This window comes from Rhizobium sp. O111, from assembly GCF_055616315.1.
Genome location: NZ_JBSHXL010000002.1, coordinates 472,366 through 490,475 on the forward strand (window position 1 = coordinate 472,366; position 18,110 = coordinate 490,475).

The window sequence follows — 18,110 nt, forward strand, 5'->3', positions numbered from 1 at the left end:
CCTCCGCATTATTTCAGAGTGTGTCGAGCCAGGCGAGCACGCTGGCATCGCGCTTCCAGGATGGCTGGCTGCCGGGTGTGGCTGGAACGGCGACCTTTTCCAGGGCTTTCCGCTTCGTTTCCAGATTGGCCCTGGCATAGTGGTTGGTCGTGTCGAGGCTGACATGACCGAGCCAGCTTCGGATGACCGTAATGTCGACGCCGGCCGAGATGAGGTGCACGGCGGTGGCGTGCCGGAAGGCGTGTGGCGTTACGTGCTTGGCACGCAGCGTTGGCATGGTTTCGGCCGCCGCCTTCACGTAGGCGGCGAGCTTGAACCGGACCCCGGAGGCGCTGAGCGGCTCGCCATAGCGGTTGACGAACAGCCGCTGGTCGGGCGCCCGTGGTTGCCGTTCAAGCAGTTTCCGCAGCAACATCACGGTTTCTGGCCAGAGCGGACAGATACGTTCCTTCCGTCCCTTACCGGTCAAACGCACGCAACTCGGGCTTTCGAACCGGATTGCTTCTGGGCAAAGGTCGAGCGCTTCCTGTATTCGTGCGCCGCTGTTGTAGAGGAACGAGAGCAGCGCATGATCCCGCATGCCCTCAATGGTCGAACGATCTGGCTGAGCGAGGATCGCCGTCACTTCCGCCGGATCCAGATAGCTCGGTTCCGACACCGGAGCGCGCTTGATCGGTATGTTGAGGATTTCCACGCATTGCGCGATCGATCCAGGATCCCTTGTGGCCACGAAGTGGAAGAAGCTGCGGATCGCCGCAAGCCGGCAGTTGCGCGTGCCGATCGTACCGCCACGGTCATGTTCGGCGTGACTGAGGAACGCGGCGACCTCGCTGGCGGCCAGATCGGCCAGCGTGATCATAGCCACCTTCTTCCCAGTACGCTGGGCGACGAACCGGAGCAACAACCGCCAGGTATCGCGGTATGATCGGACTGTATGGATGGATGCGTTGCGCTGCTCGACCAGCCATTCGTAGAAGAACGCGCGCAGCAGGGCCGGGAACCGGTCAACCTTGCTCATGGCCGCATCTCCTGCCCCATGCTGAGGCACGGTGCGCCAACTGCCCGGAACCGCTCATTCGCGTAATGCAGCAGCTCCTGCGTGACGGTGATGTAGACCAATGTAGAGTTGATATCCCTATGGCCGAGATAGGTCGCGAGGAACGGCAGGCGATCCTGCGGGTTGATGCCCGTCCGGTACCATTCCAGGATTCTGTTCACGACCATCGAGTGGCGCAGGTCATGAACGCGAGGGCCCGCTTTTCCTCGCAATGGCTTCAACCCAGCGCGACGTATGACGTCAGAGAGCAACCACGTGATCATTTCCGGCGTGTAGTGACCGTCGCCTCGCTCGTGCCAGAACAAGCCGGAGCGCGCGTCCTGTGATCCACCGGCACGACGCCGTGCATCGACGTAGGCGCGAAGCTCGACTACAACGCTGTCGGGAAGCGGCAGTATCCGAGTCTTGAAGAACTTGGTCTGCCGGACGGTTACCGTACCGTCCCGCAGGTCAACGTCACCAAGATCGAGCCGGGCAAGCTCGCCGCGCCGCAAGCCTGCGCAATAGGCCAGCAGCAGCATTGTGTACATGCTCAGCGGCCGAAGCGGCACCCGTGGAGACGGATAGGTGCGGGCAACCTCGAGCATCCGCCGCACGTCGGCAGGCGAGTAGATATGAGCCTTTCGCCATTGCCTGGCCGCCTCCTTCCTCGGTCTCGGGTCCGGTCGCCGCACAGGTATCGACGGGTCGCGGTGACGAAGGATTTTCGCAAAGACGCGTTTGAGCTTTTCGCATTCCTCCACTTGGTGACGCGTGACATTCGTTGCCGCCCATCGATCAACCATGGCGCTCAGCGGTTCGGCCTCCGGTCCCGGATGCAGCTGCAGGAACCGGTCGAACCGCAAGAGCAACAGGGGCTGCGAAGTGTATTTGTATCCTCTGCGCCGCATCATCGCGACATGCTCAGCCATCATTTCGCCCAGCACGCTGCCGAACGGCCTGGGCTGGCGCAGTTCGGCGAGAGCCTGTTCCGGATCCCGCGACGCCAATGCCCGCCAGATGGGCATGCACTGCTTGATATTGCACGCATCTCGCAGAGCGGTGACGGGATTGCGTTCGATCGCGCCGATTTCCACCAGGCGTTCGAGGAACCGGTCAATGATGCGGGTGCGGTGTAGCCGCGTCGTCGCTGCCCAGCATTCGGCCGATTTACGCAGCCACGCAATCAGCACTTCCTGACCGAGTGCATCGTAACGTTCGGCCACATCCTGGAAGCCATGCAGGACCTGCCGATAACAGGCTCGGCTTTTCATGCTGTGCAGATCAAGGATCGCGACATGGCGGTCAATGATCGCGCGGTCGGGATCGGGCCAGCGGGCGGTCATGCCAGCACCTCCATTCCCGGCACGTCAAGCGCAATGGCCCTGAGGTCCTCGGTGGCGAGCTTGAGGTAGGGAGCCGTCGATCCCGTCGAACGGTGCCCCAGCACGTCGCCGATGACCTTTTGAGGCACCGCGACCCGCAACATCTCAACAGCGCGCGCATGGCGGAAGATATGGGGTCCACACTTACCAGGCGGTTGGACACCAGCGTCACGGAGCCACCGGCGAACCACGCTGTAAAGCTTGTCGAGCTTGCGATAGGGCGCGCGCGTGCGGAGGAAGATTTCCCTGGCGTCCGTCACGGGCCGCCCGGAACGCAGATAAGCAAGCAACGCTTCACCGACCGGCTCCATCAGGGGCAGCGATGTGCTGGCCCGCGTCTTGTGGTGGCGAACATGGATGGCTTCCGTCCGCCAGTCGATGTCCTCGATCCGCAGATTGCGGATCTCTCCAGACCGTAGCCCATATGTTGCAAGGAGTTGCAGGATTGCATGGTCCCGCAGCCCCGCTGGCGTCTTGTCCGCCCTCGCGGTTTCCAGCACCGCGGCGATCTGGTCTCGCTCCAGGATTGAGGGCACTCCTTCATATGCATAAAGCGTCGGAGCTATCACATGCCCTGACAGGTCCGTTGTGACGCGACCCGTGATGTGGAGATATCGCAGCAGCGAGCGAAGCCGCTCTGCGACAGACTTCAGCGAGCAGCGCGTCAGTTTCGGCGCGCGCAGATCCATGTAACGGTCTACGTCAACGACGCTCAGCCCCGCCAAGCCGCCGCTTCCGTAATCGATCTGCCAGGCAAGAAAGTTCCGGGCTTCCCACATCAGCGCTGCGACGCTGGAGCGAGCCAACCCGCGTTCCTCACGCAGCCAGATTTCGTATTCGTCACAAACTGCAAATCGGGCCACATCGGCCGCGCAGATAGGCTCGATTGCTGGCGGCCATTGACCGTGAGCAAGTCGCAACAGCGCATGAATTCCGGAGCGCGGAACCTCGTGCCAGCGTGCGCCGGGACGTCGACCACGCTCCTTTTCGAACTTTACGATCGCGTGCCGCAGGTATTGCTCTACCTGCACGTCGATCACGTCTGCGACCAGGATGCCCCGCTGTCCCAGATAATCGAGAAATCCAGATGCGTAGGTGCAGTAATTCCTCACCACGACCGGGCTGTATCGCTGACTGATAAGGGAGGAATTGAGTGCGGCAATTAGTTCGTGACGGATATAGGGCATTGGCGAGTCCTCTGTTGGTCGATTGACCCGCAGAGGTTCGGCACCGAATAATGCAAAGCAAGCCGATCGGAAAACAGCGAAAATCCGCCGATCAGGCCGCGCTCCTCCGCATTACGACGACCTCGTGATTAGTCAAGTTATGGCGAGGTGAGCATAACTTTACGTAGGGCTTAACATAAGACGCGGGCATCAACCGAGCCTGGTGCCCCAGTGCCGTGAGAACCCGCGCCCAGTAGTGCCCTGTTGCACAAGCCTCGATCCCAATCAGGCATGGCGGCAATACCTTGAAGAATGCAACGACATCGTCTCGGCGAAGCCTACGACGGCACACGATAGCACCAGCCTCATTGATCCCGTGAACCTGGAATACCTGCTTGGCAATATCCAGGCCAATTATCGCAACCTTCTCCATGGACGCATCTCCTGATGTGAGTTCGACACGCGACATCTTGGCATATCGCGATGCCGGGAGCGGAGGCCGTCCATCACATCAGGTCACCCAGGTTCAACCAGTTGTCGTCGCTCTAATCGGGCTTCTCGGGTCGGCGGCCGATCCGGCGATAGTGATCTGACATGGAGCGCATATTCGGAATTCCGAACGTTCAGCGGAGCGGCTCAGAAACTATAATCTATCGCTTTGACCCACGGCCAGCCAGGTCATCGAGCGGCTAGTAGCCTAGGCTCATTGAAGATAATTTATTCAGTCAAAACAATGAGATTGAGTTTGGGGACATCAGTAGGATGAATTTGGCCCGCGCTATCAAGGAAATTGGCCACTGTAGCGCTGCAGAACCACAGACACCGGCATCTTGACGAGTCACTAATCTATGTGAAATGCTAAGATGTCAGACCAATTTAACCGATCGGCTGCCTAGAAAAATATTGGGGAACCATGAAGGCACCAAACAGCGATAGGCCGGTAATCCGGCCGCTTCCGGCGATGGATCGCGCGCGCCAGGTAACGGACGCGCTGGCGGACTATGTGGAGGATGCGCGCCTGCAGGCCGGCGACCGGCTGCCCGCCGAGCGCGAGCTGATGGCGGACCTCAGGGTTGGGCGCTCGACCATTCGCGAGGCAATCCGGCATTTCCAGGCGCTCGGCGTGATCGAGACGCGAAAGGGTAGCGGAACCTATCTGCTGAAGCCGATCTCCAAGGCGACCATTCATATGCCGCTGTCGCTGCATGCAACGGACCTGCGCAACGCCCTGCTGCAGACGCTGGAAGTGCGCCGCGGGATCGAGTGCGAGGCAGGCATGGTGGCCGCGAAGAAGCGCACCGCCCAGGATCTTGTTCTCATCGAAGAGAAGCTCAACGAGATGGAGCGCGTCCATCTGGAAAAGGGCACGTCGGGTCCCGAGGATCTCGCTTTCCACCTCGCCATCTATGACGCCAGCCACAATCCGCTGTTTCGCCAGCTTCTCGAGCAGATGCGCGAGACCTTCTGGCAATTCTGGCAGCACCCTTTCGAGCGGCAGGATTTTGCCCGCCGTTCCTTTCCCTTTCATCGCACGCTCTTCAACGCGATCGCCGCGCGCGATCCCGAGGCGGCGCGCGAAGAGACACTGAAAATCCTCGCGGTCGTCGAGGAAGACATCAAGGAAATGTCCCAATGAGCAACGGTTCAGACCCGTTCGAATTCGCATCCCTCATCACCGCGCACGACGAGGGTAACTTCGCCGAAGCCGTTGTGCCGCCGATCTTCCAGACATCGCTGTTCACCTTCTCCGATTACGACGAGATGATCGCCTCTTATCGCGGCGAAAAGGTGCGCCCGATCTACACCCGTGGCCTCAATCCGACGGTGCGCATGTTCGAGGAGATGCTGGCCAAGCTCGAGGGTGCGGAAGACGCGCTCGGTTTCGCCAGCGGCATGGCGGCGATTTCGTCGGCGGTGCTCGCCTTCGTGGAGCCCGGCGACCGCATCGTTGCGGTAAAGCATGTCTATCCCGATGCCTTCCGCCTGTTCGGCACGGTCCTCAAGCGCATGAGGGTCGAGGTGACCTATGTCGATGGCCGCGACGAGGAGGCCGTCGCCAAGGCGCTGCCCGGCGCAAAGCTGTTCTACATGGAGAGCCCGACGAGCTGGGTCATGGAAGCGCATGATGTCGGCGCTCTCGCCGCTCTGGCGAAGCAGCATGGTGTGATCTCCATGATCGACAACAGCTGGGCTAGCCCTGTGTTCCAGCGGCCGATCACGCTCGGCGTCGACCTCGTCATTCACTCGGCGTCCAAATATCTTGGCGGCCACAGCGATGTCGTGGCCGGCGTGGTGGCCGGCTCGAAGGAGATGGTCGCCCGCGTCAAGGCGGAGTCCTATCCCTATCTCGGCGGGAAGCTGTCGCCCTTCGATGCCTGGCTCCTGATCCGCGGCATGCGCACCTTGCCCATCCGCATGAAGGCGCACGAGGCGGCCGGCATGACGATCGCCAAGCGCCTGCAGGATCTCGATGTGGTCGAGACGGTCTGCCATCCCGGCCTCGCCAACCGCCTGCCTGCAGGCCTCAACGGCACGTCGGGGCTGTTCTCGTTCATATTCCGCGAAGGCGTCGATATCCGCGCCTTCGCCGATCACCTCAAGCTCTTCAAACTGGGAGTGAGCTGGGGTGGGCATGAAAGCCTGATCGTACCAGGCGAGGTCGTCCTTCAGCAGAAGGCACAGCCCAATTCCGCGCATACCTTCGGGATCCATGCGCGGTCCGTACGCCTCCATGCCGGCCTCGAAGGAACCGAGGCGTTGTGGAGAGACATCGAGGAGGCGCTTTCCGTCGCTTCGTAAAAGTCCAGAAACAGAGGAAAAACCTGGAAGGGGGAACTGAGCATGAAAAGACTGATAACCGCAACGCTGCTGGCCACGATGATGGCGGGTACGGCGATGGCCGACACGACGCTGAAGCTCGTCGAGGTGATCACCAGCCCCGAGCGCACCGAAACCCTGAAATCGCTTGTCGGCAAGTTTGAAGCCGCCAATCCCGGCACCAAGGTCGACATCATCTCGCTGCCCTGGAACGAAGCGTTCCAGAAGTTCGCGACCATGGTATCGGCAGGAGATACGCCTGACGTCATGGAAATGCCGGATACCTGGCTCTCGCTCTACGCCAACAACGGCATGCTCGAAAGCCTCGAGCCCTACCTCGAAAAGTGGGAGTACACCAAGGGGCTGACGCCACGCGCGCTGGAGCTCGGCCGCGACGTCAAGAACACCGCCTACATGCTGCCCTACGGCTTCTATCTGCGCGCGCTGTTCTACAACAAGAACCTCTTCAAGGAAGCCGGCGTTTCCGAGCCGCCGAAGACGATGGACGAATTCGTCGCCGCGTCTGAAAAAGTCTCCAAGCTCCCCGGCAAGTCCGGCTACTGCCTGCGCGGCGGACCGGGCGGCCTGAACGGCTGGGTGATGTTCGGCGCGACGATGGCCGGCTCCAACAAGTTCTTCAACGATGACGGCACCTCGACCATGAACAGCGAAGGCTGGACCAAGGGTCTCGAATGGGTGGTCGATCTCTACAAGAAGGGCCTGGCGCCGAAGGACAGCGTCAACTGGGGCTTCAACGAGACCGTCGCCGGCTTCTATTCCGGCACCTGCGCCATGCTCGACCAGGATCCGGATGCCCTGATCGCGGTGGCCCAGCGCATGAAGCCGGAAGACTTCGGCGTCACCAAGATGCCGGTCGGTCCGAGCGGCAAGGGCTTCACGACTATCGGCTTCGCCGGCTGGTCGATGTTCACCACCAGCCAGAACAAGGATCTGTCCTGGAAGCTGATCGAAACGCTTGAATCGCCCGAAGGCAACATCGAGTGGAACAAGCGCACCGGCGCGCTGCCGGTTCACACCTCGGCCGAGAAGGACCCCTTCTATGCGAGCGAGCAGTTCAAGGGCTGGTTCGATGAGCTGGCCGACAAGAACATCGTTCCGACCGTGATGCCGACCTACCTCGAGGAATTCGCCTTCTTCAAGGATTCGCTCGCCATCAAGACGACGCAGCAGGCGCTTCTCGGCGATATCACGCCGAAGGAACTGGCTGACCAGTGGGCGGACTATCTGACTAAGGCTCAGCAGAAGTACCTCGCGAAGAAGTAAGCGGGTGAAGAGGGGGCTTCGCATGTGTGGCCCCCTCATCCGCCTGCCGGCACCTTCTCCCCGTAGGGGCGAAGGGATGTGCTGCAACCTCTCCGTCTCTTCTCCCCTTAGGGAGAAGGTGGCCTGGGAAGGCTCAGGTGCAACTTGTTGCACCGGGGATAAGGGGGCACGAGTGCTGAAGCCGCAGTGAATCTCAACATGAAAGCCGCCCAAGATGACCATGACCGCCGATACGCTCGACAGTCGCCGTGACCGCAGGTCGTGGCTGAAGCGCGTCGCCGATGCCTCGGAACCCTATCTCTACAGCGCCCCATCGCTCGTCCTCATCATCGCCGTGATGCTGGTGCCGCTGGTGATCGGCGTGTCCTATGCGTTCCGCGATATCCAGCTTCTCAACCCCTTTTCCGGCGGCTTTGTCGGGCTCGAGCATTTTCGCGACCTCTCCAAGGATGCCGCCTTTTATGGCGCGCTGAAGAACACGCTCTGGTGGACCGGTGCCTCGGTCGTGCTGCAGTTCATCTTCGGGCTCATCCTCGCGCTTTTGCTCGACAAGCCGTTCTGGGGCCGGGGCCTCGTTCAGGCCTTGGTGTTCCTGCCCTGGGCCGTCCCGTCGTTTCTCGCCGGCCTCAACTGGGCCTGGCTGTTCAACCCCGTCATCGGGCCAATCCCGCACTGGCTCTACGCGCTCGGCCTGATGAGCGAGCCGCGCAACATCCTGTCCGACCCGCAATATGCCATGTGGGGACCGATCATCGCCAATGTCTGGTGGGGCATCCCCTTCTTCGCCATCACGCTGCTCGCAGCCCTTCAGGCAATCCCGCGTGACCTCTACGAAGCGGCCTCGATCGACGGCGCCACGTGGTTCCAGCGGTTCCGCTCGATCACGCTGCCGTTTCTCGCGCCAACGATCGCGATCACCGTGCTGCTGCGCACCGTATGGGTGTCGAACTTCGCCGATCTCATTGTCGTCATGACCGGCGGCGGCCCGGCCGACAGGACGCAGATCGTTGCCAGCTATATCTTCACCCAGGCGTTCAAGCGGCTCGACTTTGGTTACGCCTCGGCGATCGCGCTTGTGCTGCTGGTGTTGCTGCTCGCCTATTCCATGCTGATCATCCTGCTGCGGCAGACCCTGCTGAACAAGGATTGAGCCATGAGACGATCCATCATCCCCACTATCGCGCACCGTCTGGCGATCCTGTGCTACATCGTTTTCGCGCTGTTTCCGCTGTTCTGGCTGCTCAAGGTGTCCGTAACGCCAAACGACCTTCTCTATTCAGAGGGTGTCCGGATGTGGCCGTCGCGCACGACCTGGGAGCATTACAGCTTCGTCCTCCAGCACAGCGCCTTTCCGACATTCTTCAAGAACAGCCTGATCGTTTCGGCCTCGACCGCCGTCGTCGTCACGATCTGTGCCTCGCTCTCGGGCTACGCGCTCTCGCGCTTCAATTTCCGGGCGAAATACTGGATCGTGGCGCTAATGCTGCTCACGCAGATGTTCCCGCTGGTCATGCTGGTCGCGCCGATCTTCAAGATCCTGACGCCGCTGCATCTCACGAACAGCCTGACCGGCCTCGTCGTCGTCTACACCGCCTTCAACGTTCCCTTCGCGACCTTCCTGATGCAGTCCTTCTTCGACGGCATTCCTAAGGATCTCGAGGAAGCGGCAATGATCGACGGCGCGACGCAATTCACCGCGTTTCGCCAGATCATCCTGCCGCTGACATTGCCGGGGATCGCAGCCACGCTCGGCTTTGTCTTCACCGCGGCGTGGAGCGAGTTGCTCTTCGCGCTGATGCTGATCAACGGCAACGACGCCGCGACCTTCCCGGTCGGGCTACTGACCTTCGTGGGCAAATTCTCGGTGGACTTCGGACAAATGATGGCGGCGGGTGTTCTCGCGCTCATCCCGGCCGGTCTCTTCTTCCTTCTCATTCAGCGCTACCTCGTCCAGGGTCTCACAGCCGGCGCGGTCAAGGGTTAATCACATGGCATCGATCGATATCCAAAACGTCAAGAAATCCTTTGGTCATGTTCACGTCCTGCAGGACGTCGAGCTGAAGATCGAGGATGGCGAGTTCGTCGTGCTCGTCGGTCCGTCCGGCTGCGGCAAATCCACGCTGCTTAGGATGATCGCCGGCCTCGAGGACGTGACCTCGGGCGAGATCCGCATCGCCGGAAACCGGGTCAACGAGCTGCATCCGAAGGACCGTGACATCGCCATGGTGTTCCAGTCCTATGCGCTCTATCCGCACATGAACGTCGCCGGAAACATGAGCTACAGCCTGAAGCTCCGCAAGACGGCCAAGGACAAGATCGCCAGCGTCGTCGGCGCGGCTGCCTCCAAGCTCGGCCTCGACCCGCTGCTCGAACGTCGCCCCAAGGCGCTATCCGGTGGCCAGCGCCAGCGCGTCGCGATGGGGCGTGCGATCGTGCGTCAGCCCAAGGCGTTCCTGTTCGACGAGCCGCTGTCGAACCTCGATGCCCGCCTGCGCGAGCAGATGCGCGCCGAAATCAAGAAACTGCATGGCGACCTGAAGGCGACCTCGATCTACGTGACCCACGACCAGATCGAGGCAATGACGCTGGCGGACCGGATTGTTGCCATGTATGGCGGGGTGGTGCAGCAGGTGGGCAGCCCGCTCGAGCTCTATGATCGCCCCGCCAATCTCTTCGTCGCCGGTTTCATCGGTTCGCCGGGCATGAATTTCCTCGACGCGACCTACAAAAACGGCGGCGCGCAGCTGAAGGACGGCACGGTTATCGCGCTGTCCAATCCGCTCAAGCTTGCCGACGGCGACAAGGTGACGCTAGGCATTCGTCCAGAACATGTCGTCATGACGTCGGAAGAGACCGGAATGAAGGCAGGCGTCGAGCTGATCGAGCCGACGGGCTTCGGCATTATCCTGCACCTCTCGCTGCATGGGTTGCCGTTCAAGATCTTCACGCTCGATCGGGCGGCGCTGGCGGCGGGACCGGATGTCAATGTCAGCTTCCCCGCACAGCATGTTCATGTGTTCGACGCGAAAGGCGACAGGGCCAGCTGATCGCCTCTAAGTCTCGAAGATCAAGAGGACATAGGCGACGAAAAGAACGAGGTGCACCGCTCCCTGCATCAGATGCGTGCGGCCGCTGGAAAAGGTGATGATGCTCAAGGCGAGCGTCAGCACCAGCATGATCGGGCTGCTGTGATCCAGGCCAAGAATGACGGGATTTCCCGTGAGATGGCTGATGACAAGCATGGCGGGGACGGTGAGGCCGATGGTCGAAAGCACCGAGCCGAGGAAGATGTTGACCGATCGCTGCAGGTGATTGGCGACCGATGCGCGCACCGCGCTGATCGCCTCGGGCGTCGCGACCAGAACGGCCATGATCACGCCGCCAAGGGCCGCCGGCGCGCGCAGCGTCTCGATGAAATAGTCGATCGGCGGCGCCAGTTGCTCCACCAGGAATACGACCAGCGACATATAGAGAGCGAGCATCACGATCGGCCACCAGAGTGGCCCCTGGTGATCGTGGTGCCGACTTTGAGGTAGCGCTTCTTCCGTATCGTCTATGAAAAAGCCCCGGTGGCGTCCTGTCTGCAGCATCAGGAACACGCCGTACAGCCCGACCGAGATGAACGCCAGCACCGTCTGCTGGACGGTCGAATAGCCCGGTCCGCCGTTCGGGTGGGTAAAATTCGGCATGATCATGCTTAGCGTCGCCAAGGGCACAATTACGCCGAGATAGGCGTTCGCGCCTTGCAAGTTATGCCTCTGCTCATGCCGCCGCCAGGCACCAAGCAACAACGATAGCCCCACCATCCCGTTCAGGATGATCATGACGACGGCAAACAGGGTATCGCGGACCAGCGTCGGGTTGTTCTCGCCGTGTTGCATCACGGCGGTGATCGCCACGACCTCGATGGTGGTGATGGCGAGCGTCAGTATCAGCGTCCCGTAGGGCTCGCCCAGGCGCTCGGCAAGGTGATCGGCATGACGCACGACTGCTAGTGCCGAGCCGAGCACGACGGAGAAGAGCCAGATGAAGATCAGCGTCAGCCAGAGGGGATTGGCGAGCAGCGCGAACAGCGCCTGGCCGCGAAACAGGAAGGCGAGGCTTGTCAGCGCGCTGATCGCAAGGAACCACTCCCGCCGCAGCAAACTGCCGGTCGGAGGGCGGTGCAGCGTTCCCGCATCTGCTGTCACGTCGCAATCTCCCGCAGGTTTCCGCCCCAGATGATGAAAGCACGGGCCTTGATCGGCCTCAAGCTCAAATCAACCGAGCGTTTCGCGCGAGGTTGCTATCTTTGGGGTCAGAGGTTGCGTTTGCTGTGGGCGATGAACGCCCGAACAGTTGGAGACGCCTCGGTCTTTCTGTAGGCGACGACGAGATCGGACGTTACGTTGGCATGCGGCAGCGGCACGTATCGGATACCCGGCAGCCTGACGCATTCGAGCGATTTCGGCACGATCGCCACGCCTGCCCCGATCGCAACCATGCTGCCGATACCCGTAAAGTCCCAGGAAGTGGAGTTGATGTTCGGCTCGAAGCCCGCTTCCTTACAGGCGGCATGGGTCGTGCCGTGGAAGCCGACGTCGCGCGGTTGCTGCGGCGTCAGGAATGTCTCGCTAGAGAGAGCGGCAAGATTGGCGCCGCCTCGCTCCAGCGTCAGCGCATGCCCATCCGGCACCATCAGGACTAAGGGCTCGCGGCGGATGATATGGGTGGCAAGGCCATCCGGGATGGGCGCAGGGCCGCGGATGAAGGCGAAGTCGAGCAGTCCCTCGACGATGCGGGCGAGTTGCTTGCGCAGTTCCATCTCCGTCAGTTCGATCTCGACGCCGGGATGATCGCGCTTGTACGCCTTGATCGACTGCACGACGGCGCCGGAATAGGCGGCCGAGGCCACATATCCGATCGAGACCCGCCCGGTCTCCCCGCGACTGACCCTGTTGACCGCCACCATCGCGACATCCGCCTGCGCGAGGATCTTGGTCGCCTCGTCGTAGAGCACCTGGCCGGACTGCGTGAGATGGACGGACCGTCTCGTGCGATCGAGAAGCGACGTTCCGAGAATCTCCTCGAGGCTCATGATCTGCTGGCTCAGACCCGGCTGCGCGATGCCGAGCCTTGCGGCCGCGCGCTCGAAATTGCGCTCCTCGACAAGCGCCACGAAATATTTGAGGTGGCGCAGTTCAAAGGAAGGATTGCGGGCAGGCCTTCGTGAGTCCGGGTTCTTCATGTGAGGTGTGCTTCAGAATAATCATAAACTATGAGGGTCTGAAAATATCATAAGCAAGAATGATGAAAATACCCCCTGTTATTTATTGGATGAAATAGGATAAGGTGACTAAACAAGTCCAGTTTTCGGATCGTGACTGGATTGGGCGGCAGAGTGGCAAGACACCTTAGTTTCATGGAAGCGCTGGCAGCAACGGCAGTGGTAGGCGTATCGGTAGCGGCTCCGGGCCAGTTGCGCGCCGAGGATGGCGACAGCGCAACAGCGCTTGCACCGATCACCGTGCAGGCGAAGGGTACGGAAGATCCGAAGGCCCCCGTAAAGGGCTTCGTCGCGAAGACCAGTTCGACCGCGACCAAGACGGGGACGTCCTTGCTTGAGACGCAGCAATCCATCTCTGTCGTCACTACCGATCAGATTCGCGCCCAAGGCGCCGAAACGGTCGGGCAGGCGGTCGAATACACGCCCGGTGTTTCCGGCACGCCCTACGGCTCCGATCCGCGTTTCGATTCGCCGAGAATCCGAGGCTTTGATGGCCGCCAGTCGCAATATCTGAATAGCCTGAAGATGATGCGCACCGCCGGCGCGCCGGCGGTCGATCCCTATCAGCTGGAGCGCATCGAGGTCCTCAGGGGCCCGGCGTCGGTCATGTACGGCCAGGGTAATCCCGGCGGCATGATCAATCTGATCAGCAAGCGGCCGGTGTTCGAGCGTTTCGGCGAAGTCGGCCTGCAGGCCGGAAGCTATGACACCTATGGCTCGTTCTTCGATGTCGGCGGTCCGCTCAGCGACGGCTCGGACTTCGCCTACCGCGTCACGGGCCTCGTGCGCGCCGCCGGTGCCCAGACCGACAATCTCGATAACGATCGCTACTTCATCGCCCCGTCGCTGACATGGCAGCCCGGTGACGACACCAAGCTGACGATCCTGACCAGCGTCCAGCACGACAATCCGAGCACCCCGTCCAGCCTGCCGGCCCAGCTGACGCTCAACGCAACGAACAATCGGCTCTCTCGCGGCTTCTTCGTCGGCGATGAGAGCTTCGACCGTTCCTCGCGGACGCTGACAAACCTCGGTTACGAGTTCGAACATCGGCTGAACGACGTCTGGACCTTCCGCCAGAATGTTCGCTATTCCAATTTCGACTGGAGTTACCAAGCGCTCGGCATGGCCACCTCAGGTCTCGCCGCCGATGGCCGGACCATCAATCGCAACGCGACCTTCCAGGACGAAAACCTCAATACCTTCAACATCGACAACAACTTCCTGGCCGAATTCGATACCGGCGATGTCGAACACAAACTGCTTGTTGGCCTCGACTACCGTTACTTCTCCAACGATGCCAGCACGCAATTCTGGAGCGCGACGCCTCTCGATGCGTTCAATCCCGTCTATGGTGGTCCGATCAGGCTGACGTCCAAGACGACGGATGCGCACGTCGTCTCCGACCTGCAGCAGCTTGGCATCTATATCCAGGACGAGATGGCCTACAACAACTGGCGCGCGACGCTTGGCCTCCGGCAGGATTGGGCGAGCACGAGCGGCACCTCCTTGAATGGCAGAACCAACGTCGAGCGGCCGCTCGACAAGGATGACCAAAAGCTGACCGGCCGGGCCGGGCTGGGCTATGTCTTCGATAACGGCATTGCCCCCTATATCAGCTACGCCACCTCCTTCGAGCCGGTTCCGGTGCCGACAACAGGCCAGTTGCTCGACCCGACGACAGGTAAGCAGGTGGAAATCGGCGTCAAGTATCAGCCCGAGGGCTGGAATGGCTTCTTCTCCGCCGCCATCTTCGATCTCCGCCAGAACAACGTCTCCAACACCGTTGCTCTTCCAGGCGGCGGAACGACGATTGCTCAGATCGGCGAGGTGCATGCGCGGGGCCTCGAACTCGAAGGTGTGGCAAGTCTCACCGACGGGCTGGACCTGCACGCCGCCTACACGTACATGGACACGGAAATTCTGGGGCGAACGGACAATGGCAATCGGCTGGACAACGTTCCGGCGAATGCCGCAAGCCTTTGGCTCGATTACACCTTCCAGGAAGGAAGCGATCTCGATGGTTTCGGCATTGGCGGTGGCGTCAGATATGTGGGACAGCGCTATGGCGATACCGCCAATACATTCGATCTCGGTGGTGTCGCGCTTCTCGACGCTGCGATCCGTTACAAGAAGGATGGCGTTACCGCGTCGCTCAACCTCAAGAACATCGCGGACAAGAATTATGTCTCAAGCTGCTCCTCGTTCGGCTGCACCTATGGTGATGGCCGCACGGTCATGGCCAGGTTGAGTTTTGCCTGGTAGGCGGCAGATAAAGTGGGCGTATGGTTTCAGACAATTCCAACAAATCAGCTCTGATCGGGCGGCGGCAGGCTCTTGGCCTGCTCGCTGCCCTTGCCGTTGCATGGGATGCTAAGGCGGCTGTAACGCCAAGCCGCATCGCGGCGATCGACTGGGCGATGCTCGAAACGCTGATGGCGCTCGGCGTGACCCCGATCGCCGCGACGGAACTCCTTCAATTTCGCAGCGACGCCGTCGAGCCGGAGATCCCGTCTTCCGTCGTCGATCTCGGCCTGCGCGGGTCACCCAACTTCGAGCTGCTGCATCTGCTGAGGCCCGAACTCATCCTGATCTCGCCATTTTATGTCAGGCATCAGCCGGCGCTGGAGGCGATAGCCCCCATCTACTCGCTACCTTTCTACGTCCAGGGCGAACCGCCCTATGCCAAGGCGCTGAACGCGGTCTCGCAATTGGGCGGTGTGCTCGGTCGCGCCGATGCCGCGGCCAAGGTGCTGGCGGAGCAAGAGGCATTTCTGGCGGGCCTTCGCCAGCAGCTCGCTCCCTTCGCGGCGCGGCCGACCTACATCATCAATATCGGCGATTCCCGTCACTTCCGCGCCTTCGGCGCCGACAGCATGTTCGGAGACATCCTGCAGCGGCTCGGCCTGCCGAATGCCTGGACGGACCGATCGCGCTTCACCTTCGCAGCGCCGGTACCCATGGAAAACCTTGCCGCCAATCCAGAGGCGCGTATCGTCATCGTCTCCGATATCCCCGTCGAGGCGCGCAGCAGCCTTCGCAACAGCATGATCTGGAAGTCGCTCAAGCCGGTGAAGGAGGGACGCGTCGTCAACATCGGCAACGTCAACCCCTATGGCGGCATCACCGCCGGCCTTCGCTTCGCGCGGCTCTTGAGTGAAGCGCTCGGCAAAGGCGGAGAGACGCTTTGACATCTCGCACAGCCTGGATCTTCTTCGCCGCCGCGACAGCACTTGCGGTCCTGCTCTTCCTGCAGCAGGCACTCGCCTTCCTGCCGCTTTCCGCCTGGCCATCGCTGCCGCTCGTACCTGACGGCATGACCACCGAGCAGATCATCCTGGCCTACGGCGTATTCCCAAGAGCCGCCGTCGCCATATTGGCCGGCGCCGCACTTGGTCTTGCCGGCGCCTTGCTGCAGCGGCTGCTAAGAAACCCGATCGCCGATCCCTCGACATTGGGCGTCTCGGCTGGCGCCCAGCTTGCCATCGTCGCGACGACGCTGTTTTTCCCCGCGATCCTCGATGGCTACCGCGCGCTTGTGGCGCTTGCAGGTGCCGCCGGCGCAACGGCGCTGGTTTTCCTGCTCGGCTGGCGCCGCAGTTTCGATCCGGTCACCATGGTCGTGTCCGGACTGCTCGTCGGCATTACCTGCGGCGCATTGTCGGCCGCGATGACGCTTTCGCAGGGCGAATACCTCATGTCGCTGGTGACATGGAACGGCGGCGCGCTCGGCCAGCAGGATTGGTCGGTCGCCTCGACGCTGGCGCTGGAATTATTCGCGGGCCTTGCCGCCAGCATCCTGCTGCTGCGGCCATTGGCACTGTTCGGCCTCGGCGATAGCGGCGCGAAATCGCTCGGCGTCGGGCTCGTTGGCATACGGGTGGCGGTCGCGGTCATCGCGGTGGGCCTGGCGGCGGGTGTCGCAGCGAGCGTCGGTCTGGTCAGCTTCGTCGGCCTTGCTGGCCCCGCCCTGGTACGCGGCCTTGGCGTCAGGAAGCCGCATGCCATCATCCTCGCGTCGCCCATCGCGGGTGGCTTGTTGCTCTGGCTGTGCGATGGACTGGTGCAATTCCTCGGCTCCACCACCAGCGAGACCTTCCCGACCGGCGCGATGACCGCCCTGATCGGCGGCCCGCTGCTGCTCTGGCTGCTGCCGAGGGTGAAGCCGGTCGAGCTGCATGAGGAGCGTGCACATGTGACCGCGGCGAGGGCGCCGCGCACATGGCTGATCCTGCTTCTCGCTCTCTTGCCGGCGGTTGCTCTGCTGGTGCTTTTCCTGGCGCGGACTCCCGCCGGCTTCACACTGCTCTCGGCGCAGGACTTCACCGGTCTTCTTCCCATGCGCTGGCCACGACTGCTGGCCTCGGCCGCTGCGGGCAGCCTGCTCGCGATGGCGGGCACCATTCTGCAGCGGCTGACTGGCAATCCGATGGCAAGCCCGGAGGTCCTGGGCGTCAGCGGCGGCGCCGGTATCGGCTTCGCGGCGGCGATCACCATCGTGCCGGCCGCAGGCGTCGCCGAGCTTTTCGCCGGCGCAGGCATAGGCTCCATGATCGTGATGATCATCGTCGTCGCCTTTGCCAGCCGGCGCCAGCTGTCGCCCGAACGGCTGCTGCTCGCAGGCATCGCCATCAGTTCGCTGACGTCGGCTATTCTGTCGGCGCTGCTAGCGATCGGCGATCAGCGCTCATGGCAGATCCTGTCCTGGCTCGGCGGCTCGTCCAACACGGCAACGCCGGCGTCGTCGATCGTACTCGCGGTTCTGGCGATCGCCTGCACCGGCATCGTGCTCTTCTTCACGCGCTGGCTGACGATCCTGCCGCTTGGCAACGCGGTGCCAGTTGCGCTCGGCGTGCCGGTGCGCTCGGCGCGCACCGCGATGATCTTCGTTGCCGGGCTTGCGACCGGCGCGGCGTCGCTGCTGGTCGGGCCTTTAAGTTTCGTGGGGCTGATGGGACCGCATATCGCGCACCGCGCGGGCTTCATGAAGCCGGCGCATCAGCTTCTGGCGTCGTCGGCGATTGGCGCACTGCTGATGATCATCGCCGATCTCGGCGCTCGCACGGCGACTTTCCCTTACGAGTTGCCGCTGGGTCTGTTCGCGGCGCTCGCCGGCGCGCCCTATCTCGTCTGGCTCATCGCCCGCAGGCGGTGAG

At 61.9% G+C, this 18,110-nt stretch carries 14 protein-coding genes and 1 pseudogene; 9 read left to right on the forward strand and 6 right to left on the reverse strand.

Annotation, left to right across the window (positions count from 1 at the left end):
• Positions 1-13 precede the first annotated feature (13 nt).
• From ACVTFQ_RS21725 to ACVTFQ_RS21740, 4 genes and pseudogenes are all read right to left on the reverse strand, one after another.
• Positions 14-1,018, reverse strand: coding sequence for a site-specific integrase (locus ACVTFQ_RS21725; protein ID WP_269704331.1), 1,005 nt, complete (start codon positions 1,016-1,018; stop codon positions 14-16).
• Positions 1,015-2,382, reverse strand: coding sequence for a tyrosine-type recombinase/integrase (locus tag ACVTFQ_RS21730; protein WP_269704329.1), 1,368 nt, complete (start codon positions 2,380-2,382; stop codon positions 1,015-1,017). Before ACVTFQ_RS21730 ends, ACVTFQ_RS21725 begins: the two co-directional genes overlap by 4 nt.
• Positions 2,379-3,608 carry a site-specific integrase gene (locus ACVTFQ_RS21735; protein WP_269704327.1) on the reverse strand — a complete coding sequence of 410 codons (1,230 nt, stop codon included), beginning with the start codon at positions 3,606-3,608 and terminating at the stop codon, positions 2,379-2,381. Before ACVTFQ_RS21735 ends, ACVTFQ_RS21730 begins: the two co-directional genes overlap by 4 nt.
• Positions 3,609-3,765: 157 nt before the next feature.
• A pseudogene (locus ACVTFQ_RS21740) lies at positions 3,766-4,020 on the reverse strand (IS110 family transposase); the annotation flags it as partial.
• A gap of 480 nt (positions 4,021-4,500) precedes the next feature.
• Here ACVTFQ_RS21740 and ACVTFQ_RS21745 point away from each other — a divergent pair.
• From ACVTFQ_RS21745 to ACVTFQ_RS21770, 6 genes are all read left to right on the forward strand, one after another.
• A complete protein-coding gene (locus tag ACVTFQ_RS21745) occupies positions 4,501-5,223 on the forward strand; it encodes a FadR/GntR family transcriptional regulator (protein WP_112949487.1) in 723 nt (240 codons plus the stop codon).
• Complete coding sequence (locus ACVTFQ_RS21750) at positions 5,220-6,386, forward strand: PLP-dependent transferase (RefSeq protein WP_112949488.1); 1,167 nt, start codon at positions 5,220-5,222, stop codon at positions 6,384-6,386. The genes ACVTFQ_RS21745 and ACVTFQ_RS21750 overlap by 4 nt, the downstream gene beginning before the upstream one ends.
• A 42-nt stretch (positions 6,387-6,428) precedes the next feature.
• A complete protein-coding gene (locus tag ACVTFQ_RS21755) occupies positions 6,429-7,688 on the forward strand; it encodes an ABC transporter substrate-binding protein (protein WP_018901262.1) in 1,260 nt (419 codons plus the stop codon).
• A 214-nt stretch (positions 7,689-7,902) separates the two neighbouring features.
• Positions 7,903-8,838 carry a carbohydrate ABC transporter permease gene (locus tag ACVTFQ_RS21760; RefSeq protein ID WP_018901263.1) on the forward strand — a complete coding sequence of 312 codons (936 nt, stop codon included), beginning with the start codon at positions 7,903-7,905 and terminating at the stop codon, positions 8,836-8,838.
• Between the two features lie 3 nt (positions 8,839-8,841).
• Positions 8,842-9,672, forward strand: a complete 831-nt coding sequence (locus ACVTFQ_RS21765; protein ID WP_047503993.1) for a carbohydrate ABC transporter permease — start codon at positions 8,842-8,844, stop codon at positions 9,670-9,672.
• Positions 9,673-9,676: 4 nt separating this feature from the next.
• On the forward strand, positions 9,677-10,735 hold the full coding sequence (locus ACVTFQ_RS21770) for an ABC transporter ATP-binding protein (protein ID WP_112949489.1): 1,059 nt from the start codon (positions 9,677-9,679) through the stop codon (positions 10,733-10,735).
• Between the two features lie 6 nt (positions 10,736-10,741).
• Here ACVTFQ_RS21770 and ACVTFQ_RS21775 read toward each other — a convergent pair whose 3' ends face one another.
• On the reverse strand, positions 10,742-11,878 hold the full coding sequence (locus ACVTFQ_RS21775; RefSeq protein WP_413391916.1) for a calcium:cation antiporter: 1,137 nt from the start codon (positions 11,876-11,878) through the stop codon (positions 10,742-10,744).
• A gap of 107 nt (positions 11,879-11,985) precedes the next feature.
• Entirely contained in the window at positions 11,986-12,915 is a 930-nt protein-coding gene (locus ACVTFQ_RS21780) for a LysR family transcriptional regulator (protein WP_112949490.1), read from the reverse strand.
• Positions 12,916-13,089: 174 nt separating this feature from the next.
• Between ACVTFQ_RS21780 and ACVTFQ_RS21785 the strand changes: the two genes are divergently transcribed.
• From ACVTFQ_RS21785 to fhuB, 3 genes are read left to right on the forward strand one after another with little or no spacing between them, the layout of a single operon-like run.
• On the forward strand, positions 13,090-15,219 hold the full coding sequence (locus tag ACVTFQ_RS21785) for a TonB-dependent siderophore receptor (RefSeq protein ID WP_112949491.1): 2,130 nt from the start codon (positions 13,090-13,092) through the stop codon (positions 15,217-15,219).
• A gap of 20 nt (positions 15,220-15,239) precedes the next feature.
• Positions 15,240-16,145 carry an iron-siderophore ABC transporter substrate-binding protein gene (locus tag ACVTFQ_RS21790; protein ID WP_112949492.1) on the forward strand — a complete coding sequence of 302 codons (906 nt, stop codon included), beginning with the start codon at positions 15,240-15,242 and terminating at the stop codon, positions 16,143-16,145.
• On the forward strand, positions 16,142-18,109 hold the full coding sequence (fhuB, locus tag ACVTFQ_RS21795) for a Fe(3+)-hydroxamate ABC transporter permease FhuB (RefSeq protein WP_112949493.1): 1,968 nt from the start codon (positions 16,142-16,144) through the stop codon (positions 18,107-18,109). Before ACVTFQ_RS21790 ends, fhuB begins: the two co-directional genes overlap by 4 nt.
• The last annotated feature ends 1 nt before the right edge of the window (position 18,110 follow it).